This window comes from Paenibacillus sp. DMB20 (genome assembly GCF_000987955.1).
GTDB lineage: Bacteria > Bacillota > Bacilli > Paenibacillales > Paenibacillaceae > Paenibacillus_AQ.
Genome location: NZ_LAZU01000003.1, coordinates 228349 through 250800, shown reverse-complemented (window position 1 = coordinate 250800; position 22452 = coordinate 228349). Strand labels below are relative to the sequence as shown.

The window sequence follows — 22452 nt, the reverse complement described above, 5'->3', positions numbered from 1 at the left end:
AAAGCTTGTCGGATAATTTGTATAGCCATTGGCAAAGGCAGACTCACCATGGATCTCGTAGAGCTTCAACCAATATTGAAACTGAGAGTTGGTAACGCCCATTTGATTTGCGTATTCCCTCTGTGAGAGAAGCGTAGGGTCATACGCGTGAATAATCGCCAGTTTACTATCCTTTGTAAATTTAGTCACAAAAAACTGCACCTCCAATTGTTAGCGTGTGTCCAACAATTGGGGTGCAGTTCAAAATCGCGACTTTTGGTGGTATTTATTATGTGACTTCACTTAGTTAATAGTTAAGGCTCTTACTTGACGTATTCAGCCATTACAATATTTCGATATACCCTTCTGTTCCATGCACGCGAATGCGCTGCCCATCTTTTATCAGTTTGGTTGCATTATCCACGCCGACAACTGCGGGTAAGCCATATTCACGTGCGATAACGGCTCCATGGGTCATCAGTCCACCCACTTCGGTGACCAGGCCTTTTATGGATACAAACAATGGTGTCCAGCTGGGGTCTGTAAAGGAGGTGACTAAAATATCCCCCTCTTCCAGATCCGCGTCTTCCATGTTTAAGATGACGCGCGCACGTCCCTCGATAACGCCGGAGGAAACGGCTAGACCTGCAATTGCTCCGTCAGGAAGATTTTCTCGTTTGTAGGCCCCTGCGATGATTTCACCATCCGACGTGATAACGCGCGGCGGCGTTATTTTTTCATACAATTTGTACTCGTCTTTTCGTTTGCTGATCATCCGGCTGGTCGCAAGCTTCGCTTGCTGCTCGACCATGCAACCCGGGTCAACCAATTTATTGGTGCGTACGACTTCGTGAAGTTCTTCAAAAGTGAGGTAATAAATATCTTCCCTTTCATGAATAACACCCGCTTGTACGAGCCGTTCGGCTTCTTTCAGCAAAGCCTGCTTATAAACGAAGTAGCGACTCACCATGCCGTATTTGGGATATTCCCTGTAGCCGATGAAATTCCGAATGAGGTCGATCATTCGTTTGGTTTCTTTGACTTTTTGTTCACCATCCGGCAATTGCTTCAATCGCTCTAATAGTTCTTTTTCTTTTTTCAAAGCCTCCTGTTGCCCTTGCTCAAATTTCCGACCGCTTTCATTAGGTTCGAAGTTTTTGATGTTGCCCAGAATCAAAGGGACAAGCGTACTTGGTTTTTCGCTCCAACGGGTTCTGGTTATATCGATTTCTCCGGCACATCGCATGCCATATTTGTCGAGAAAATCAAGGATCGCGTCGAGGGATTCCTGTCCACCATCCAGCTTAACCAGTTCATCCAAAAAGTTGTCCTCTTTGACATGCTGTAAATAATCAATGACTTCCGGATAAGGACGGATTGCATCTGCGACATCGAGCAGCGCCAATCCCATTTCCGAAGTAATATTGTGGGCCACAGATTGAGAAAGCGTGTCTGCTGCGTTTTTTTTCACCTAACCACTCGTGCATTCGTTCATTGACCCATGCTGAAGCATTCATGGCAGCCATGAACACAGCCGAACTTTGCGGGTCAAATAAGATCTTCTTTAATTGCTGAATATCTTCCAGGATAAAGTCAAACAAATCCGATCCAGACTTTGTTCGAATGTTTTGTTTTAACTCTTCGATCGATGTTTGACTACGCTTAATCAAATCAGAAACGATTGTCGGATCTTTTTTCGAATTGTGGTTGAGCACCGGCAGGCGGCATCCCTTTATTGCTTTTACTGGGACTTGATTCATTTTTATCGTTTGATAATAGTTTTATGAAATCTCGATCTATGATGGTCATAAGTGCGTCTTTTAAGAGCGGATCGTGTTGTCCCATGCCTTTTAATAGTACTTCTCTGCTGTCAGGTGATGACAGATGATGCGTGACATCAACAAACAATCTTCCGCCAGCTTTATGCATGGGTGCAGAAGTCGTCAACAGAAAAAAAAGACAATCCCAATGGTTTTATGGGATCCGTCATCATTTGTTGATGACCAACAGAGATATAGACGTGATTTTCCTGATCATTCGCTTCAGGGATCGGAAATAAAGTCGTGATGGGCCGACTCTGGACAATGTAAAATATGTCATCGACTAGGCACCATTCGATGTCTTGGGGCTGGCCGAAATAAGCTTCGATCTGTCTCCCGATGCGGGCCAGTTGTAAAATTTGCTCATCCGTAAGGGTTTGCATCTTTTGCCGGTCAGGATCAATTTGCTTTGTCTCTGTTCCGCCTTCTTTTCGTGCATAGATCGCCAATTTTTTGGTTGCTATCCGCTTCTCAACGATTTTTCCTTCCCGTACTTTATAACAATCGGCAGACACCAAGCCGGAGACCAGCGCTTCTCCAAGTCCAAAGCCGGCATCGATGGATAGCAGCTTTCGGCTTCCGGTAATCGGATCAGCGGTGAATAAAATCCCTGAAGCCTGCGGGAAAACCATCCTTTGAACGATTACGGATAAATAAACCTGACTGTGGTCGAATCCATTTTGCATACGGTAGATGACCGCGCGATCCGTAAACAGGGAAGCCCAACATTTGCTGACATGCTGCAAGATGGCATCGACGCCGATGATATTTAAATAGGTGTCTTGTTGACCGGCAAAAGAGGCATGCGGCAAATCTTCGGCCGTCGCACTAGAGCGCACAGCATACGCATGTTCCTCGCCAAACTGGGAGAGATAATGAGTTACTGCCGTCACTACATCGGAAGGAATTTCTACATCCATAATGGTTTGTCTGATCTTCTTGCTGATTTCACCGATTTGATCTCGATCTTCTGCTTTTAGCATGGTTAGTCGACCCAGCAAAGCATGATATGTTTCGTTTTGTTCGATGGCTCTTTGATATCCCACGGTTGTAACACAAAATCCTTCCGGTACTTGTATTCCTTCGATTTTTGATAATTCCCCTAGATTCAACCCTTTTCCGCCAACGAGCAAAAGTTGGTTTTTTTCCGTTTCCTGAAAACCGAGAACCAAAGAACTCATTCAACATCTCTCCTAACCATTAAATTGAGAAAAAAACATTTGACAAGGGTTTATCAGCATGGTAAACTTAAAATGTAAGATGAGATAATTATACCCTTGATCAATGAGTCGGTCGTCATCTGATTGTATCATTGTCTCTGTTTATATGCAATATAAAAGAACCTGATCTCAGGTTCTTTTTTTGATTTCCGCTACTGTTAGTCATACTTTTGGTAAAGCACTTGTTGCCTGGTTGGAGAAATGGAGTGACGCTAAAAGCTCGTTCTTTATGAATCGGTTTGAACCGTAGATAACGAAACAAGGACAGGACCGGCAAAATCCGCAGCTTCCTCGCCTTTTGGATTGTGAAGACGGAACAGGAAAGCGTCACCTGTTTCTGACTGCCACACGATATAATCGTTGATCCCTTCAGCACTCGAGGCTTGAAGATAGATCTCGGCGGAACCCAGGGGATGCTCGACAAGCTCACCACTAAAATCGGATACTTCGCCGAACCCTTTCAAGTCCTCCTTTCCTGCAGTTTCAAGCTGCGTTAGATCATAATTTGCAGGTAGCGATTCGATTTCGACATTGTATTCCGGGTTGCTGCTGAGATACAGACGTCCTTCGACAGCGTCGAAAGCAAACTTTTCGAATACGTATAGGGAAAAGCCTTCACCTTGATGCAAGGTGGCCGTGCGTGATTGGTTACCCTCACCCGTCATCAAATCAAAATTTTCGATCTGGGGACGCGTTACTTCGGGAGCTTCCATGTTCTCAGTCGCAGGAGTCGTGACCGCTTCATTAGCCGGTGTTGAATTTTCGGGGCTGGCGGAAGGTTCAGTTGCTCCTGAACATGCCGTAAGCGATAGAACCATGACGAAAATCGAGATTTTTATGAAAGCAAAATACTTTTGAAACACGTTTTGATCACGCCTTTCTATCGTTAGTCCATGCACATTTCATTCCTGCAGTCGATGATCGGACAACCACTGAATTTCACGATATCTGCAATCCGTTCGCGTGCATTGAGTACTGTTACGGCAACATTATATTGTGTTTCGTTATATTAATATGATTATTTATGGGTTATTACCCATGTGAGTGATTAGAAACGCAAACAGTGAAACAATACATCTTACCATCAGCTCTATATCCTGACCGTTTGGCACCCGCAATACTACACATGTACCTTTAACCCCAACTACTCGATCCATCCACACTCCTTCCCAATCTCCTTCCCCTTGCACCTTAGGGAGATGTCAATCACGGCACTCCAATAATTTTTCACATCATTTCTTCCCCCTAAAATTATCTATTCTCCATGCTATGCTGGACTTTAGTCGAGGTCCGCTACCTGCTGTGGTCTGTTCCCGAATTACGGAAATATTCGTTACAATATAGCCAAGTCTTTTGGAGGAGCGATTGATCATGAATTACGAACATAAAGTACAGAGGGAAGTTGGCTACTGGGAACAAAAAAATGTTCAAACCGCCGGGATGGCTGGAAAAAACATCGAAAACAATCGGCCATCGAATTAATCATTTGATTCCCCCGAAGGTGCACAACATCATTACGACCACCATACGCTCGATCGTGCGCACGGCACTTTTCGGCGCGGAATATACGCCAAGCCGTCCGGTGGAGCGCACTCTGGAACTGGAGTCTGCCGATCAAGAAGCGAAAGCGTTGTTTGCCCTGTACCAAAAAATCGCGGTTGCCGAAGGCGCTGGAACGGGAGCTGGCGGCATTATGCTTAGCATGGTGGACTTTCCGGCTTTAATAGCGATCAAGATGAAATTTTTGTTCGAGCTGGCGCATGTTTACGGTTATGACACCAAACACTTTTCCGAGCGGGTTTTTATTCTCAAGGTATTCCAAATGACGTTTTCGGGGCCGGAAAACCGTGCCGGGTTGCTCTATTCCATCAAGCATTGGCATATTGAAAAGGAACAATGGCTATCCGACGACGAATACTCCCGGAATATGGACTGGGAGACATTTCAGATCGAGTATCGCGACGCTATCGACTTCAGGAAAATGCTGCAGATGGTGCCCGGGATCGGCGCTTTCGCAGGCGCATGGGCGAATTATACCATTCTTGAGGAACTGCGCGAATGCGCCATGAACGCTTACCGCCTGCGCAGATTGCACGATGATTTTGTGGTTTGGGGTTAATCCTCTCTCTTTTGCTTCGTAATACTTTCATAAAAAAATAAGGGCAAATAAAAAAGAGCTGCGAAGTATCGCTGCTCTTTTTATCCTTAAAAATGGCTGAAATTCTCCAAATGCGCTTTTGCTTATTTTAATATTCTCCTTTAATGACAAAGAACGAGCCCCGAATGGTTCCAGCTAATTTAGACTTTTGCCTAGCAAACTTAAACTTCCCTTCTAACTCCTGCGGTACCTCCATCCCCTCAGAAAGCTTAAAACCAACGGCCCGCTTCTTAGGATCATCAACCGTATACATGACATTCAGCCCAAGACCATCCTCATAAAAGACGTAGGAAAATTGGATATTTTCCACTTGAAATTGCGACGTTTCTAATGGTTTGGCCGCAAACGCAATATCACGTTCTTCTTTCAAAATTCGATTTACATATTCAAGGGTCTCCTGGCTCTCGCTGGCTGGTACAACCGTAAATTCATGCTTATATTTGTTCATAAAGTATCGGGCTTCATTCGCTCGTAAACCAGCAAGCGCTTCTGCAACGGGTGAAGACTCTAAACCAACCGTAGACACATTTTTAAAGTCAACGATATAGGACATGTTCATTCCTCCTAAAAGTTTTGCGAGCGTTACTTCTTAGAACTTGCTTCGAGCAAAACTCGCATCGAAAGCATTGACTTAGTTTTGCGAGCGTTACTTCTTCGAACTGACTTCGAGCAAAACTCGCATCGGAAGCATTGGCTTAGTTTTGCGAGCGTTACTTCTTAGAACTTGGTTCGAGCAAAACTCGCATCGGAAGCATTGGCTTAGTTTTTGGGAGCGTTACTTCTTAGAACTTGCTTCGAGCAAAACTCGCATCGAAAGCATTCACTTCCTAACAACAGGAATCCACATTTCACCACGTACGAGGCCGTTTCGCTGCCCCATCTCAACCGTTGCATTCGGCCCGCCAACATAGGCAAAATCCTTGGCTGCCGGCAATACTTGACCAAAGGCAATGCCGGTAAGTTTATTGCTCAGCTCATCCGCCGTTTTCCCTTCCCCTTTTACAACGAGGTATTCCCCTTTAGGAAATTGAATAACTCTAGTAGCTTCCGGTAACGACTCCTTCGTCATGACGCCGGCATAATACATCATTTTGTTATTCACCGCTTCGTTCACGGCAAAAATGTAGTCATTTACGGCTACGGCTTTTAAAGTGTCAAGCCTTCCATCTTGTTTGACGGCCGACCAAAAGTCTGCCTTTTCATTGTTTATGCCAGCATAGTCTGTGTAATCGCTCTTCAGTTCAGTTCCAATACCTAAAACGATAAAGCTGTCTTTTTCCTCAAGGGTATACTCTGCCATATTCAAAACCTTCCTCTTTTTAAATTTATCAAATGATTTGTCTTTTCACTTGATGGGTTTATAATAGCCTTAAATCATGTCAAAAAATGATACTGTTTAGGGGGGCCCGATGAAAAAAGTTGAACGGATTAATATCATCATGCGGTATATCAACAACCGTGCCCACTTTACCATTTCTGAAATCATGCGAGAATTTAACATCTCTCGTTCGACGGCGATTCGAGATATCCGAGAAATTGAAGCCATGGGGATGCCGCTTGTCGCTGAAGTTGGGCGGGATGGGGGGTATTTTGTCATGAACAACTCTGTTCTGCCCACGGTCCGTTTTACCGATAATGAAATCAAAGCTTTGTTTATTGCCTTTATGGCCACAAGAAATCAACAACTCCCTTATCTGAAGAGTCGTCAGTCTTTAGCTGAGAAATTACTGGGCCTCATCTCGGAAAACCAGCAAGATGACCTTGTTCTTTTAAATCAAATATTGCTATTTGAAGGGACCAACCCCAATAATCCCGACTTGCTTGATCTGTCGGACCTGCCCCATCCGATGTTGGAAAAACTCATCCAAATCATTCTGTTGGACAGCTATTTATTGATTTCCATCCAAGAGGAGAAGGAAATAAAATCTTATCCCGTTTATCTCCTGCATCTATATCGTGAAAAAAGCTTATGGCTAATTGAAGGCTTTGACCTGGAGGAAGAAAAGAGGCGAATTGTTCCTGTCGACAATCTCATCAATGTAGAACGATATCATACCAAAAAAAGAGTAAGTAAGAAAAAGCTTTTAGAACAACTAAGCAAGCAGGAAGAAATCATCAACCTTGTCCTTGAGCTTGGACCCAAGGCGATTGCCCAGTTCAAAAAGTACCATCCTTTAAAGTTTTCGATTGCATATACGAATCCTTATCAAACCACAGCCATTCTTAAGACTTTTATCGATGTTAACCATGCAGAAGAATTGACCGAATTAACAAACTGGCTGCTTTTCCTTGGTGGAGATATCAAGATCAGGGAGATGCCGGAAGAAGTCTTAGAAGGTTTACGAGAGAGATTAAACTTATACTGCTCATAAGCAGTGCCAGTTAAAACCAAAATAATTTTGAGCTTGGCCAGTTGCCAGCTCCCCCCTATTTTTGCACATCCAGAAAAGATAAAAGTTTTTGAATGGGTTGGAGTCACTCATCTTGGCAACCACCGTTCCCCCACATATGACTTCTTTATAAATTATGTTGATGTAGTTTACTGATATTATGAGAAGATGAATAAGGGAAAGCGCTCACTGAAGAAAGCGCGCCTTTCACAAACCAGAGATCGTTTTCAGCATCGGATGTCCGGCAACACTTCGTTTAATGAAGGACATCGACATCGCTATTCAGGTATAACCGGACCTGCAATCAATGGTCAAGGACCTCGACACTTCCATCGTTTCCGTCAATTGACTCGATTCGCAGACGGTCATCGACATCTTCTTTCTGGCAAAACGAGTGTGCCGATTCGAGTAAGCGATTCTACACTTCATCGTCACGATATTATTATTGAAAGCATTAAACGCGTGTAATACAGATAAAGGTTCTACCTATGGACTTCCACGGGTTAGAGCCTTTACTTTCCAAAACGAACTTGTTGTGCTTCGGATGCCCCGGTTCGCGTACGCTCCAGATTTCCACAAAACATAGTGAATCCAACCCAGGGACTTTTTCGGTTTTCGTGAAGATACTGTGCAAGATGCTAGGTCGCGTTTGCATTTTTAGGCGTTAACGACTTTTTCCTCAATGATCCGGCCCGATAGTTTAACCAGCGCATTTGCGTAGTTTTTTTAGTTAAATATCGTTTCTGCTTGGTTGGGGTGTCCCTTCCGCAAGATGGAAAAATGTTAGCTAATCCGTGATTTTTAAGTACAAAATTCTTTGTATGCATCAGAACCCTCTAGTTGACATCCTATGATTAGTACTGTATAGTGCTAATATGAAAAAACAAAGAAAATCAAACCGTGACACCGTACTGCAAGTTGCCGCACATTTATTTCTAACAAAAGGCTATCAGCTTACAAGCATGGACGAAATCGTTGACCAATGCAAAGTTTCAAAAACGAACATTTACTATCACTTCAAAAGCAAGGAGGAGTTGTTGCTGCAAATTATGGACAAATTTATCGTTCATTACCAAGAACGGATCAACACCGTTCTTGCCAGAACGGACTTGTCCGTAACGGATAAGCTAGGAAGTCTCTTGAATGCCATAGCTGAAGATAATACTGGAACAGATTATTTAGGAGGGTGTCCATTTATTACCTTCTATACTCAAGTTTCCAATGACTCGATCCAAGTTCAAGAAATGGTTAGGGATTTCTTCGAGCATCAAACCACTTTACTCGAAAAGCTGTTATCGGAAGCCATTCAAAATAAACAATTACCGGAACAAACACCCATTAAACAAACAGCAGCATTGATTATCTCTTCAATAGAAGGCGGACTGTTCCTTACCAAAGCCACAAACAACCCCTTATTGTTAAATAACATCCTTGCTTCTATAGCGTTTTTGCTAAAGAAGTAATTTTTTTACCCAACTTTAGTACTAAACAGTACTATGACAAAGGAGTAGACTCTGAACATGAATGTTTTCTTGACCGGCGGGACTGGTTTTATCGGAAAGCAGCTCATTAAGCTGATACCCAATCATCATCGCACCATTGTTTTGGTTCGTTCCATGAACAAATTCAACAACTTGATAAACTCATTACCGCCTGCTGGATATCAGAATGTGATTCCCGTCTTTGGCGATCTTACCCAGTCGAATCTGGGGTTAAAGGGGAATGACCTGCAGCTAGTCATGGACGTCGACATCATTATTCATGCAGGTGGCCCGATGAATATAGAACTGGATCAAGACACAGCAGAACGGGTCTTTCTGCAAGCCTCCAAGGAAATCGCCGCGATTGCTCAATCTGTTCAGCAGAAAAAAACTTTGAAGCATTTCATACACATCGTTGGATTTATGAGCCCTTATAACGAGGACAATATCTTGGACGATCAGACGGGCTTCCATCTAGAGAAAACCCCACCCTATGAGCAAATGAAATTCAAAGCGGATATGTATATTCGACAAACCATGCATGAACTAGGCATACCTTTGTCTGTCGTTAACCCCGGCGTCGTCATCGGAGATTCCGTAACGGGAAAAACAGAGCAGCTCGGAGGTCTTAGTATTTTGGTCGATTCCACGAGAAGAAAATTAATGCCTCTAGTCCCTGGAGGTAGAGAATATTGGCTTCCTATGGTTCATGTGGATCATGTCGCTTCTTTGGTTTCTGCCTTAGTTGAGGAAGATCAGCCGATAAACAACACATATTTTTTGCTGGATGAGAAAAATAATACTCCTAACATGAAAGAGCTGGTTACAGCAATCGCAAAAGAAGTTCGTGTAAAAGCTCCTGTTGGCGTTGTTTCGCTAAAATTAATGAAAGGTTTATTTCGTACGGGAGTCGGAAAATTAGTGAAAATACCTGAAGCCTCTATGGAATTTATAGTGAAGCCCGATTTCCCTACATCGTCAAAAAATGAAATGGCTGTTAAACACCATTTGAATGTATCGCTTCAACAAACTGTCTTGCCTTTTGTTATTACTGACTTGGACTATCGATTGTCCCATAAGGATTCAACCTATTCCGATAAATTTCACAATAGACGAGTTGGGAACTTAACTGCGCTAGTAAGGGAAGGAAACGGAATACCGATCATCATGCTCCATGGCACATTTGCTGGTGCGGATTGCTTTATTCCATTGGCAAACTCACTGCCCCACCGACCTATTTGGCTTGTTGATCTGCCTGGTTTCGGACGTTCACCTTATCACCACAACCCCAATACGATCGTAGGATACATTAATTCCGTTGTTGATTTGATCCTTAGCTTTCAATCACCCGTTATCTTAATTGGACATTCTTTTGGAGGATTGGTCGCAGCGCACGCAGCCGGACAAATTCAGCAGCGAATTAAAAAGTTAATCTTATTGCAACCTGTTTTAAAACCAGCACATTACAAATATCGATCTTCCATTGTAACAAAGTTCTTTTTATCACTGATGAATAAATCTATGTTCAAAAAAAGGCTCATGGCAAGCGGAAGCTTTTTGAATGAGAAGGAAATCCCAGATTTCTATTTAGATTACGTTATGGAAGAATTGCAGTCTCCTCGAGTTAGAACATCTACCTCGGAAGTCATGGCAGCTATTTCTAAGCCCCATTCGCTTCAAACGAATCTTGACGGGATTGATTTGAACAAGCTAAACATCCTTTGGGGAGATAAAGATTTGGAGTATTCTATTCCGAGTGAATGGAGCCACAATCCAATCACTCACTTACCGTTAGGACATCAATTCCCTATTTCCCACCCTGAGATAACTGCACAATGGATTCAAAAATGGATTCAATTATCTGCTCAGTAAACTGGAGGATCTATGTTATTGCTACAACGGGAAGGAACCTAAATCGACGATATGAGATCTGCTTATAGTAAACGTCCGGATCTATTAAAGGTCCGGACGTTTTCCATTCACTAGTGCATCAGCAGTGTTTTAAGCATATGCTCAGTCCGATAGCCTATTTGCGGCATCTTCGGAAGTGTTTTAAACATCACATTTCTAACATTCAGGTGGAACCACTGCGAGGAACGCCAACCGGATGCTGTTCATTGACGATCTGGATCAATGGCGGTTCGCTCATGGACATTTCCTTTTCATCGCTAGTCACCACATTTGCCTGAATGGTAGACGGCAATGGTCAAGATTTGACCTATGAACGAAAACCGAGAAAAGAGCAGGGAATGCATCTTCCCTGCCTCTAACCCATGATTTCTGCCACTTTCGTTCCGTGTCCCTTCGTGCCGACGGGAAGGGCGCCTGATTTCAGACCCGTTCCTGCAAACCGGCCTGCGCGTACTGAGCCAGGCGGCAGTATTGAAGCAGTAACAGCGCTTCGTCTCCTTCGCCCAGGGCCATTTTGCGTCCATTATCGATCAATGGTTCCATCAGCTCCTGCAAAAATGCCATGTCCCAGCGTTTCGCCCCTGCCCGCAGCTCCTGCAGCCGATCAACGTCTTTAAGACCGATTTGGGCAACGCCGCGCAGCAATAATTCGCTCGCCCATGCTTCCAACTGCTTCAGCAAAGAACTATATTCTCGCAAATGCACCCCTCCTGCCCAATCCGACGTCCAGCTTCAGGCTAATTACTTTGCTTTCTTTCAGGAAACTGATTGGATACATGCGCCCGCCTTGAATGCGAACGAATGCGATGAAATGCTCCAGTTTGGACAAGCCGTATCCTTTTTCCAGCCGATGAATGGCTGTCTCCCAATCCTTGTCATACGGAAAGACCATGACGAGGGTTTCCCCCGACTCGTGCTCCACAGTGACGTGCAGCTCCTGGGTCTGCGCGTGGAAGCACTGGTCCGCGATCCTAGCGATTCGCACCAGTGCCAGCCGTTCGCGCGGTGCAGCGAAGAGGTCAACCGTTGCGTGCTCCTCCCGGGTAATCTCAGCCGGGTCCTGCATCAGCCGCTCCCCGAAACGTATCTCTTCCACGGGTTTTCGTCCAAGCAGCTCCAGCTTGGCTCCTTCTCCGGAGGAAAGACGGCGCTCCTCGTTCACCTTAACGTTGCGGAACTGGAGCTCCTCCCCTGCCCATTCCCGGAAGCTTACGCCCGGCAGCCATGGAATTTTGGATGCATAACGGTCGGTGTAGATGAATTGCTGGCTATCGTAATACGTCGCCCTCACGTCGCTGTATGTGTACACTTCCTGGTCATTCAGGCCGTAAAAATAATACGTGATGCCCCGATAGCCCGATCGGGTCTCCCAGGCGTCCGCTCCGAGTCCGTACAGATGCAGCTCGGGGACGGTAAAGTACTTGCTGCGAAAGCTGCCGATAAGCTGGCTTTGCAGCATGGCCGACACCCGCTGTTGTTCCAGCACCTGAAGCGCGAGATACAGCTTGGTGATCCGATCCAGCAGGGACGGCATGGAAAAGCGGACATGCCGGTTCAGGAAGAGCTGCAGCTCGCCCTGAATGCCGCGCAGGCTGCGTTCAATATCCGGCAGGTTGCCGCTGTGGGCAGCTACCGCCAGCGTCTCCAGCTGCGCGATGAACGATTGCGGCAATCGGGCCAGTCCCGTCCGCAGCATGCCAGCCAGCATCTCGCGGCATTCCCTGACCGTCTGTAACGAAAACTTCGCTTCATAAGCCTTTTCGCCCAACGCTTGGGCATCATCCAGCCCATGCAGCTTCCGGAAGCGCAGCAGCGCTTCGAGCTTGGCCAAGGTTCCTGCCGCCTGCTTCGGCTTGAAAAGCGCCTTGCCGAGATCCGGCTCCTCCGTAAAGGAAACCTCCACCTGCTGGCTGACCAGCCGGACCGTGAGCAACAGCGGGTCCCGGATCACCTCAATTTCTGCAGGGTATCCTAGCCGGAACATCGCTTCCTCCACGACAGCGGCGCTGTATGGCTTGATCAGCCGCTCCAGGTCGGACGCCAGCAGCCACTGAAAACGACCGGATGAGACGGGAGACTCCGATGCAGGCGCGCCATCAACGGATGCCGTCGTCGGCGCTTGGGAGGAAGCATCCGCTTCCGCGGGCTTCTCCGCAAACGCCGTACCGTCGGGCTGAGCGCCGGAAGCATCCTGCCGGACGGATGGATCACTTGCTTCGGCAGGCTCCAATGCCGCCGTCCCTATTGCCGACGCATCGCCGCCATGTTCTTTCCGGTAATACAGGATCGCAATGAGTACATGCTTGCAGATGCGCTCGGACGGGCACGAGCATTGCCATTGATCCAGCCGGTCCTCCAGCGTACAGGCCGTGCCCTCGCTAAGCCGGCAGCTTACGGACGAGGCATTCCACGCATATTGCACGCTGACGCCTTGCTCGATGTCTTTCAAGGAACGCTTGTAAAGCCCTTTGTTGGCGTACCGGATCAGGTAATCCTCGGTGCAGTGCTCCGCAAACAGCCGGAATTTAGCTTCAAAGTTCGTCACGTGCTCAACGCCCCGCCGCTCTCAAAATGTCGTAAACCGTTTCGCTGAATACTCGCCGGGGAACCTTTCCGAGCGGGATCGGCTTGCGGTCGCTATAATAGGAATAATCTCTCTCCTTGCCCGCCTTGAAGAAAATGAGCGACTCCAGCGTGATATCCTCCAGGCCCTCATAATAGGAGATGCTCGTTCCGCTGAATGTCAGCTCGGCCTTCATGTCGCCGTAATTTTTGTAGAATTCGTGGTACCAGCCGCCGTCCATCGGCTGCCCTTTGATCCAGCCATACTTTTCGAGCGCTTTCGGAAATCCGGTCGGGGATAGTTCCGCGTCCGGCAGTCGTTCGTACTCGCCTTTATCCTGCTCTTCTTCCAGGATGGCGTACGTCTCCCGCTGCAGCTGGGCGAACGGCTGAACGATTTCGTAATCCTCCAACTGGGTTTTCCAGGCCTCGATGACGGAAGCCTCCAGTTCCAGCGGGTGTACGAGCCCGACCCTGGACGCCGAATCCAGCTCGTATTCTTCCTCGTCCACGGTGTTGAAAGTGCCGTCCTCCATGTATCGGAAGGTCAGCGCCAAGCCTCCATCCTCATAAACGCCCCAGATCAGGCCGACCGCGAACTTCTGCATGATGACGTTGTCCACAAACAGGGCTTTCCAATCTTCGCCCGTCCATAAGCGCTGCTTGGACAGCGATTCTTCCAAACGCTGCATTTGCACGTTCACCATCGTTTTAAGGTCCTTTTTCAGCTGAGTGAACCGTGCCTTGGCCGTTGACGCCAAGTCCGGATCATCCTTCTGTCCGGGAGCGGGCAGCGATTTGACCGCTTTGCCGGCCTCTTCGTTCCACACCACGAGCTGAAGATCGGTGTTGACCTTGATCAGGAAGGAGCGCTCGCCGTAGCTGAGCCGCTGTGTTCCTTTCTCGTCGAAGCCGAGCGACGACACCAGGCGGTCCTCCAGCTGCTCGGACGTGAGCCCCATTTGTTCCGCAGCCAGCAGCAGCGCTTCCTCCGCGGCGGTCTTCACCTGGCGATTCTTCACGGAGCGTTTGATCGAGTCGATGGCCATCAGCGCGGCCGGTTCCTTCAGGTAGGCCAGCACCTTGACGGCATCGGCGGCAATCGCGCCGCGGCTGTTTTCCGTCCACTCCTTGATCTGGCGCGTAAAGATACTCACCAGTTGCACGTCGCCGAACAGCGCGGACAGGTACATGGCCCACTTTTCCTTGGCCGGGGCCCCTTCCTGAATCCAAACCTGCAGCAGCTCCATCGCAAAACGTGCCAGGGAATCCGCGGTGGCATACGTGCGCACTTCGTTCAATCCTTCGTTCGGAGCAGCGCTATGATCGACCGATTGAAGAAGAATATACGTTTTGATCCGTTCATCCAGCATCTCTCCATCGGCGCCTGTGAGATCGGGCAGCTCGCTGGCGGACAGCCAGCCGATGCGGGAGCGTTTCTTGGCATCGGCTTGCTCCGCGAGCGCCGCATGCGCATGCATCGGGCCGAGCTCCGCCGTATCCATCAAAATCCGGATCAGCGTTTTCCAGTCGGCGGATTTTTCGCTGGTCAGCAGTGACTGGTAAACCGCGTGTGGTTGTTCCAGGCTGCGGATGGCGTTCAGTACCATTTCCTTGATGCCGGCCTTTTTCTCGTTGCGGTAAACGTGGATGTAGAGCTCCGGGTCCGGCGTACGGTTGAATTTTGCTGCGGCAAGGGCATTCGCTTTCTTGGACGAGTCCTGAAGGCCCAGACGAAGCGAACTGGAAAGCTGCTCCAGCGTGAGCTGCTTCCCTTCCCCGAACGCAATGTCCAGCGCGAGCAAGCGGGTATCGGCAGGCAGCGATTTGTACTGGCTGAACGCGAAATCCAGGTTCTGCTCGACGATTTGCGCATATTCGTCGTGCGGGACCGCGCGATAGCTGTAATCGCGCATGCCGTTGAGCTGAAACAGGCTGGATAGCAAATGCTCGCGGTTTACCTCCGGATCATCGCCGTGCGCCTTGAGCAGCTGCTGTCCGCTAAAGGCATAAGAGGAATACAGATCGGACAGCGCCTCCATCGTGCCCGTTTCGGGACGCGAGAGCAGCACCGCGAAACGGCGCATCGCTTCGGATTCCACCGGCAGGAACGTGATCTTGATCAGGTTGGCAATGCGTTTCGGGTTCCGGTTCAGATGGGTGAACAAGGCGCGGTTTACGTTGTCTTTCCAGTAGTCCTCCAGCGATGTCTCTCCTGAGAGGTATCGTGCGACATTCAAGCCGTGGCGTCCCCCTTCGAGCGGGTGGCGCAAGGCGGCAAACACGGCTTCCTCCACCGTGCCGGCTTCCGGTGGCAGCGCTACGCCATGATCGTCGAGCACTTTATGGATGAATGCCCTGAAATAGGCGGAACGCGAAAGGTCGTATGCACGCTTGGCCCGCTCCGGATCGCCCGCGATGGACGCTTGCAGCGCCTGCCAAGGCACATAGTGGCTGTACAAATCGGTGCACAGCTGCTCTATCAGCCGGAAGGGCTCGTCCACCGGCAACAGGCCGCTTAACAGTTCTTCCGTATTTTTGGCGCGATAGTCCATGCTGAGCAGGTAATGGCGCACTTCCAGCGGATATATCTGATGCAGCTCGCGCAGACCTTCCAGCAACGCCAGTCCGGTGTCGTCCTGTTTGTCCAGGAAGGCTTCTTTGCCGCCCGCGACGTTCACCAGATACAACAAGGACGTGCAAGCGAGCATCAGCGTGTTCTGGAGCACGCTCGGCGTGACGCGGTCCTTCCCGCCCGACGAGGCGTCCGGGTACCGATTCGCCATGATCGCCTTGCGCTTCTGCTCCAGCCATTCCTGATCCAGCTCCTGCCATGATCGGTTATCCTTCGTCTGCGCGTATCCGACGACGAGCGGCTCAAACAACGCATGGAGCAGTTGCCTTACCAAGGACGCGTCTCTTGCCAGCACGGCCCGGTACAGCTCGGGGAGCTCGTTGTTGAAGGCCTGAACCTTGGCGTCATGCTTGGCGTCGCCCGGCAATCCCCTGTAGGCATGGAAGAGCAGCAGCGCTTCCACCATGTCGTTGCTGTTATTCCCATGATTCGTTTTTTGGTTTTCCAGATGCCTCTTCATCTTGGTCAGGCTGCGCTTGACCTCATCCACGACCTCGCTATTGCCGGCATAGGTACGGATGTTCTCCAATCGTGCCGCGACTTTGCCCATCCGGTCGCCGCCCTTCGTTTTTCCTGCCAGTCCATATGCCTTCGCATCGCCGCCCAAGCACAGGGAGAACGCGCTTTCTCTCCAGGAATTTCGGTAGTCGGATTCCAGATGAATCAGGATCGCCCCTGCCCGGAAAAAGACGTCCCCTTCATCCTTCCGGCCCAGCTTTATGAGCGCTTCCGTGCTCAAGTATGTATAATGGCTCTTTTTGCCGAGCATGTCGGGGAATGTGTCGGTGTTTCCCATAATATAATCGTAAATTTGCTCGCTCCGGTCCGTTTTCAGGGAATATTCATCGGAGCATACCCGGGCGAATTTTTCCGCCAGCGTTTCGATGGTGCGGTCTGCGGTAAGCATCATTCATACCTCCATGAAAGGTTTGTTTTAAACAGCAAGGCTTTGCGATTCAACTTATCGTTATCCAGCGGAAGAACGGATGTTCAAGTGACGATGTCCCCGATCCAGTCCGCAAGCTCGTTCGGCGTAATGGCAGCGACGTGTGCTCCAAGATCGGCCAGAACCTGGGCCGCGTGCTTGTTGTATACGGAATTCCCTTCAAAATCGAGCGCGGTAAGCACCAGCAGCTTGCAGCCCGCATCCATGATGTCCTTGCACGCTTTGTACATATGCTGGATGGGGTATCCCTCCTCCAGGTCGCTGACCAAAATATAGATCGTTTTGCCGGGGTTCTCGATCAGCGTCTCGCCGTAACGCAGCGCCTTCGCGATGTGGGTGCCTCCGCCAAGCTGCACGTTCATCAGCACGTCCACCGGATCCTCCAGCCGGTCGCTGAGATCCACCACCTCGGTATCGAAAATGAACAGCTTTGTGCGCAAGGCGTTCAATCGGTAAAAGATGCTGGCCATGACGGAGCTGTAAATGACCGAATCCATCATGCTGCCGCTTTCGTCCACGCCGATGATGACGTTCCACTTGTTCCGTGCTTGGACGTTGCCGTCAAAATAAAGACGCTCAATCACCAGCCGGCGTTTTTCCCGGTCGTAGTTTTTTAGGTTTTTTGCAATCGTTCGCTTGAAGTCGAGGTTGCGCAGCGAACGAATGGGGCTGTCCGCGTACCTTGAGCGTTTGCCCATAATGCTTGCCCTCGCTTGGGACTCCAGCTTGCGGCGCAGATCCTCCACGACCCGGCGCACGATGTCCTTCGCGCTTTTCAGCGCCTCGCCCTTCATGCGTCCCTTGAACTGCATGATGTTTTTCAGCAGTCCCATGTTCGGCTCGAGCGACTCGAGCAGCTTTTTGTCGGTCAGCAGCTCGGTCAAGCCGTAGCGGTCCAACGCCTGCTTTTCCAAGATTTCGACCGTCGGCTTGGGAAACAACTCCCGGACCTTGTACAGCCAGGACGGAACGGTCAGGTTCGACGGGCCGCGTCCGCCTTCTTTCCGGTAGCCCTGCTCCTCGCCATGCTCTCGGCTGTACAGGTAATCCAGAATTTCATCCACTTCGGCATACCGGAAATGCTCCGGATCGAATTCGTCCGACCGGGCAAGACCTTCATTTGCGGCTTCCCCAAGGATGAGCCGCCAGCGGTTCAGCGACTCGGACTCGGCGCTTGGGGAATTGCTTTTTGGCTCGGCTTCCGCTCCCCCGCCGTCTAGCCGCTTCAAATCAGCTTCCATGCTTCAAACTCCTTCCTGACGGCCTCGTCCCATGTCCGGGCTTGTGCCAGCTCCAGCTCATCCATGGCCGGCGCATCCAGCTCGTCGGCCTGCACGCGGAACAACCCCGCCACCCGTTCGGAGATCAGCGTAATTTCCAGCGGCGTGAAATACGTAAACGCCAGCCGCAGCTCGGGGACCATGCCGACGAATTCCTCATACGGCAGCTGTCCGACCAAGTAGTTCAGTTCGGACAACAGCTCGTCCTCGTACAGGAACGCATCGCGCGAGACGGCGAAGACGCCCTGCAAGTAAAGGGCTGTCTGGCGCATTCGCTCCGGGGCGCCGCGAATATAAGCACGGGCCCGCTCGACGATTTCCCGCCGCGGCCGATCTCCGAGGCCGGAGGATATCGCTACGCAGACGCCTTCCAGCTGAGCAGGCAGGCCGGGGTCGGCAAGCAGCTCATTCATATGCGACCGGAACACATCGACCCCGAACTGCGGGTCCGGAGAATCGGCGAGCATGGACAGCAGCTTAAGTCCTTGGATGATCGCCCCATGCTCGTCCGGATTCGCGCGCGCCAGCTGCGTTAACTTATCCACGGCATTGTCGTATGCCTCCGCGACCAGTTCCGGCAGCCGCGGATCCTCCGTCAGGCCCAGCAATCGGCCATGCTGCCGGATCCGGTTCAATGCGTGCAGGCTGCTGCAAAGCGACAGAAAATTCCCATCCTTTCGCAGGGCGGAGCAAACCTGATCGTACAGCCGGGCAGCGGTGTCCTGCAGACCCATCAGCAAGGCCAGCAGCATTCTTTGGGCCATCTCGCCGCTATGGTGGTCCGGGATGCCCTGCATTTCTTCTTCCAGCTTGCGCGTGGCAGCTTCCCTGAGCGTTCCGCCGTACAGGGAGTTTTCGATCAAACGCGCCTCAGTGCGTGAGGAATAGGCATACTCCCACGTTTCCCGGACCAGGCTCATGTCCCGCATGGCGGTCCAGTCGGGTCCGGACTTCCGCTCGGCAAACGTCGGAACGAGATAGGCCATGCATTGAAACAGCTGGCTTAACCGGCGATGGCCGGCTTTGGCATAGAGATCCAGCACTTTTTTGTGCCGTCCTGTCGTTTCGATCCGGAGTTTTGCTTCCATGCACCGTTCCTTAAAATCTTCCACGATCGGCACATGAAAAGGATTTCTCGCAACGGTGCCGACGGCATCCCCGGTCAGCATCCGCCCAAGCTCCGTAAGGGGCTGCTCCGTAGCCAGCGACTGCTCGCCTTTTACGAACGAGGACAGGGCCGCATCCATCAGCTCGTACGCGCCGCCCTCCCTTTTTCCCCGCAAAGCTGCAAGATCTTGCACCATCCTGAGGCCTCGATCGCGTCGCTGGTGGATACGCCCTCATGGCGCTCCCGCAGCTTGCGGGTCAGCCGGGCGATCAGGTCAACGGCAACAAGCCCGAAAGGCTGTTCCTTCCCGCGCCGGAGACGTTCCCAGACCATGTCGTAGTAATTCGGGTACGGCATGCCGCTGGCATATCCGTTCAGCCGGTCCGCTTCGGGGAACGTGTAGGCCATCGGATAAATCTGGTGCTGCACCTGTCCGGCGCCCATATCCGGCTTTTCCGAGGCACGGCGCCCAGCTTCCGGCTCCGCCGCTTCGGCGATCAGCCCGTACGTATGGAAGCCCCCGGTGACGACAAGCACGCGCTCATGCTGCCGGCGCGCCTCCGCGATCCGCTCCCGCATGCGCTCTTCCCTCGCAAGATCGCCGGAAGCCAGGAGCCGGCTTTCCGGGTAACACATGCGGGACAGCGTACAGTACGCAAATACGTCCTGAACGAAATCGCGCGTCGTTTTCGCCAGTCCGCCAATCTCGAATACCTTCTCCCACAGCTCGTCAAAGCTGCGGCAGTTCAGCTTCGCGCACAGGCGCTGAATAAAGGCCGATCCGGCCAGCAGCGTCTCATCCTGCGTGGATGCCTCAAGCTTCTCCGTATTCTCCGGCTCAGCATGGCAGCTTGCCAGGTGATGGTAGTCCAGATCGATGAACTGCGCCGGAATGCCTCGCTTGGCCGCTTCCTTAAGGGCCACGTATTCCGGCGAACATGCGAGCATCGGATAATAACAGGCATCCCTTCCCGCCTCGTGCTCGTACGTGTAATAGAGGGCGACCGGGGGGATCGTGGCTTCGTCGGCAAGCACCCCGATCAGCGGATTCCCGCTCTCCGGCCCTTCGATAAGGATCGACTCGGGCCGGTATTCATGGATCAGCTTTACCAGGTGGTGGCAGCAGGCCGGGCTATGGTGCCGGACCGGAAAGTAGACCGTGCCGCTGCCCAGATCGTGCACCTTGGCGTCAAACAGGCCTTTTAATGACGCGACATCCGCATCCGTCACCTGGCTTAACCAATCCATTTTTGCTCCTCATAATACCGGTTCCAGATGCCTTCATCCTTAGACCGCATCTTCACGACCTTCGAGAAATACGTTTTGAGAATCGACAGGTCCTTCTCGTTCTCCTTGGCGATTGTGCCGAGCATGTTCTGCACAAGCCGATCCAGCGCGATGTCCTTCCCTTCATAGTAGTACGAGGTCATCGCGCTCTGGACATACACGGACACGGCTTCCGCCGTGCTCATCGTTGCCTGCGGCGAATCCAGCCTATAACCCTCGCGGGTCATTCCGGTGCGGAGTTCCATGAAGGTCGTGGCCAGCAGCTCCACCACCTCCGTATCGATTTCGGCCTCGATGCCGCTATGCTGCAGCAGGCTGCGGGCCTGGGATTCGATGATTTTGGCCTCCAGCTTCACATTGCCGATCGGTTGATCGTCTCGAAGTTGAACCGGCGCTTCAGGGCGCCGCTCATCTCGTTGACCCCCTTGTCCCGGATGTTCGCCGTAGCAATGACGTTGAATCCGGGCTGCGCGAACAGCACGCCCCCTTCAAGCTCGGGAATGCTCATCACTTTATCGCTCAGGATGCTGATCAGGCTGTCCTGCGCCTCCGACGGACTCCGCGTAATCTCTTCGAACCGCGTCAGGATGCCCTTCTTCATGCCGGTATATAGCGGGGACGGCACCAGTGCCGCTTCGGAGGGGCCTTTATCGAGCAGCATCGCATAGTTCCACGAATATTTGATCATGTCCTCCGTCGTGCCGGCCGTCCCTTGGATCGTGTTCAGGCTGGTGCCCGATACGGCCGCCGCCAATAGCTCGCTGAGCATCGTTTTGGCGGTGCCCGGCTCTCCCACCAACATCAGGCCGCGGTTGCCCGCCAGCGTCACGACCGCGCGCTCGATCAGCACGTCATTGCCATAAAATTTGCGCGTGATTTCGATCGGCTCGCCATCAAGCATGGCAGGCTCGTCCCGCCCAATTATGAAGTCCCGTACATATGCAGGGGACAACAGCCAGTTCGGTGGACGTTTGCCCGTGTCCTCCTCGCGCAGCGCCCGCAGCTGCTTTTCGTATAATGTCTCGGCGGGTGGTTTCAGCATCTCCATCGTCAGGATGTCTCCTCTCGAATTAACAGATCGTACGTTCTTATTTGTTCCATGTTAACACAAGCCCTCTTTTTCTTTGTTAAAAACGCCAAAAAATAGTTGAAATGTCCTTCTTCCCGCAACAAGTCTAAGTCTAAGGAAATAGCTTGTAGCGTATTTTTATGAAATGCTGTTTTTCCATCAAATGGGATCATGATAATCTTTGAAGCGGAGATCATAATGCGGCTGTTATCCGAAGTATTGCAACTTGGCCAAAGTTTTGGACGAAAGACTTCCCCTCGGGTATGAGCAAAATGAATATCACGGATAGCGCTGGCCTGCATGCCCATTTAATGACGTATGATGCTGACTAACATAATCAACAAAAATAGCCTTAGCCGTTAGTCGGCCAAGGCTATGTGCATCCGGGCGAGCCGGAGCCGATTCGCGATTAATGATCCGTTGAGGCTAGTGATACGAAGAAACATTAGACATTATCTAATCGGTTATGAATGTGAATTATTATCCATTATGGCTAACGATGCAAGTTCTTGTCTCGAGCCAAGGACAAGAACTTGCATCGATAAAACAAAAAAGCCGCGGATTTCGCGACTTCGTATGCGTACATGTTAACCAGCGGCATTCCTG

Annotated in this window: 13 protein-coding genes and 4 pseudogenes; 5 read left to right on the top strand and 12 right to left on the bottom strand. The window is 50.4% G+C overall.

What is annotated here, in order from left to right:
• From XI25_RS33980 to XI25_RS01710, 3 genes and pseudogenes are all read right to left on the bottom strand, one after another.
• On the bottom strand, positions 1-189 hold a 189-nt coding region (locus XI25_RS33980; RefSeq protein ID WP_046677061.1), incomplete at its 3' end, for a helix-turn-helix domain-containing protein.
• A gap of 133 nt (positions 190-322) precedes the next feature.
• Positions 323-2980 (bottom strand): annotated as a pseudogene (gene ppsA / locus XI25_RS01715) (phosphoenolpyruvate synthase).
• 266 nt (positions 2981-3246) lie between these two features.
• The gene (locus XI25_RS01710) at positions 3247-3882 is read right to left on the bottom strand and encodes a hypothetical protein (RefSeq protein ID WP_235439612.1); all 636 of its coding nucleotides are present in this window, start codon (positions 3880-3882) and stop codon (positions 3247-3249) included.
• A 508-nt stretch (positions 3883-4390) separates the two neighbouring features.
• Here XI25_RS01710 and XI25_RS01705 point away from each other — a divergent pair.
• Positions 4391-5138, top strand: a pseudogene (locus XI25_RS01705) (EcsC family protein).
• A 127-nt stretch (positions 5139-5265) separates the two neighbouring features.
• Here the strand turns inward: XI25_RS01705 and XI25_RS01700 are convergent.
• Both XI25_RS01700 and XI25_RS01695 read right to left on the bottom strand, forming a co-directional pair.
• Positions 5266-5730, bottom strand: coding sequence for a hypothetical protein (locus XI25_RS01700; protein ID WP_046677060.1), 465 nt, complete (start codon positions 5728-5730; stop codon positions 5266-5268).
• Positions 5731-5997: 267 nt separating this feature from the next.
• Positions 5998-6477, bottom strand: coding sequence for a GyrI-like domain-containing protein (locus XI25_RS01695; protein ID WP_046677059.1), 480 nt, complete (start codon positions 6475-6477; stop codon positions 5998-6000).
• 109 nt (positions 6478-6586) lie between these two features.
• On the opposite strand from XI25_RS01695, the gene XI25_RS01690 reads away from it, so the two are divergent.
• From XI25_RS01690 to XI25_RS01680, 4 genes are all read left to right on the top strand, one after another.
• On the top strand, positions 6587-7549 hold the full coding sequence (locus XI25_RS01690; protein ID WP_046677058.1) for a helix-turn-helix transcriptional regulator: 963 nt from the start codon (positions 6587-6589) through the stop codon (positions 7547-7549).
• 186 nt (positions 7550-7735) lie between these two features.
• Positions 7736-8035: a YmaF family protein gene (locus tag XI25_RS36680; RefSeq protein WP_082112165.1), complete on the top strand. Its 300-nt coding sequence runs from the start codon at positions 7736-7738 to the stop codon at positions 8033-8035.
• Positions 8036-8442: 407 nt separating this feature from the next.
• Complete coding sequence (locus tag XI25_RS01685) at positions 8443-9030, top strand: TetR/AcrR family transcriptional regulator (protein WP_046677057.1); 588 nt, start codon at positions 8443-8445, stop codon at positions 9028-9030.
• Positions 9031-9087: 57 nt separating this feature from the next.
• Positions 9088-10920, top strand: a complete 1833-nt coding sequence (locus XI25_RS01680; RefSeq protein ID WP_046677056.1) for an alpha/beta fold hydrolase — start codon at positions 9088-9090, stop codon at positions 10918-10920.
• 459 nt (positions 10921-11379) lie between these two features.
• Here XI25_RS01680 and XI25_RS01675 read toward each other — a convergent pair whose 3' ends face one another.
• From XI25_RS01675 to XI25_RS01650, 7 genes and pseudogenes are all read right to left on the bottom strand, one after another.
• A complete protein-coding gene (locus tag XI25_RS01675; RefSeq protein WP_046677055.1) occupies positions 11380-11658 on the bottom strand; it encodes a hypothetical protein in 279 nt (92 codons plus the stop codon).
• The gene (locus tag XI25_RS30960) at positions 11645-13504 is read right to left on the bottom strand and encodes an SWIM zinc finger family protein (RefSeq protein ID WP_052759412.1); all 1860 of its coding nucleotides are present in this window, start codon (positions 13502-13504) and stop codon (positions 11645-11647) included. Before XI25_RS30960 ends, XI25_RS01675 begins: the two co-directional genes overlap by 14 nt.
• A gap of 4 nt (positions 13505-13508) precedes the next feature.
• Positions 13509-17066, bottom strand: coding sequence for a DUF4132 domain-containing protein (locus XI25_RS30955; RefSeq protein WP_082112164.1), 3558 nt, complete (start codon positions 17064-17066; stop codon positions 13509-13511).
• 80 nt (positions 17067-17146) lie between these two features.
• Positions 17147-18343, bottom strand: a complete 1197-nt coding sequence (locus XI25_RS01665; protein ID WP_082112170.1) for a VWA domain-containing protein — start codon at positions 18341-18343, stop codon at positions 17147-17149.
• Positions 18328-20738: pseudogene (locus tag XI25_RS31795) on the bottom strand (DUF5682 family protein). The gene XI25_RS01665 and the pseudogene XI25_RS31795 overlap by 16 nt, the downstream one beginning before the upstream one ends.
• Positions 20726-21825 (bottom strand): annotated as a pseudogene (locus XI25_RS01655) (ATP-binding protein). The pseudogenes XI25_RS31795 and XI25_RS01655 overlap by 13 nt, the downstream one beginning before the upstream one ends.
• Positions 21826-21827: 2 nt before the next feature.
• On the bottom strand, positions 21828-22154 hold the full coding sequence (locus XI25_RS01650; protein ID WP_152669046.1) for a hypothetical protein: 327 nt from the start codon (positions 22152-22154) through the stop codon (positions 21828-21830).
• Positions 22155-22452 lie beyond the last annotated feature (298 nt).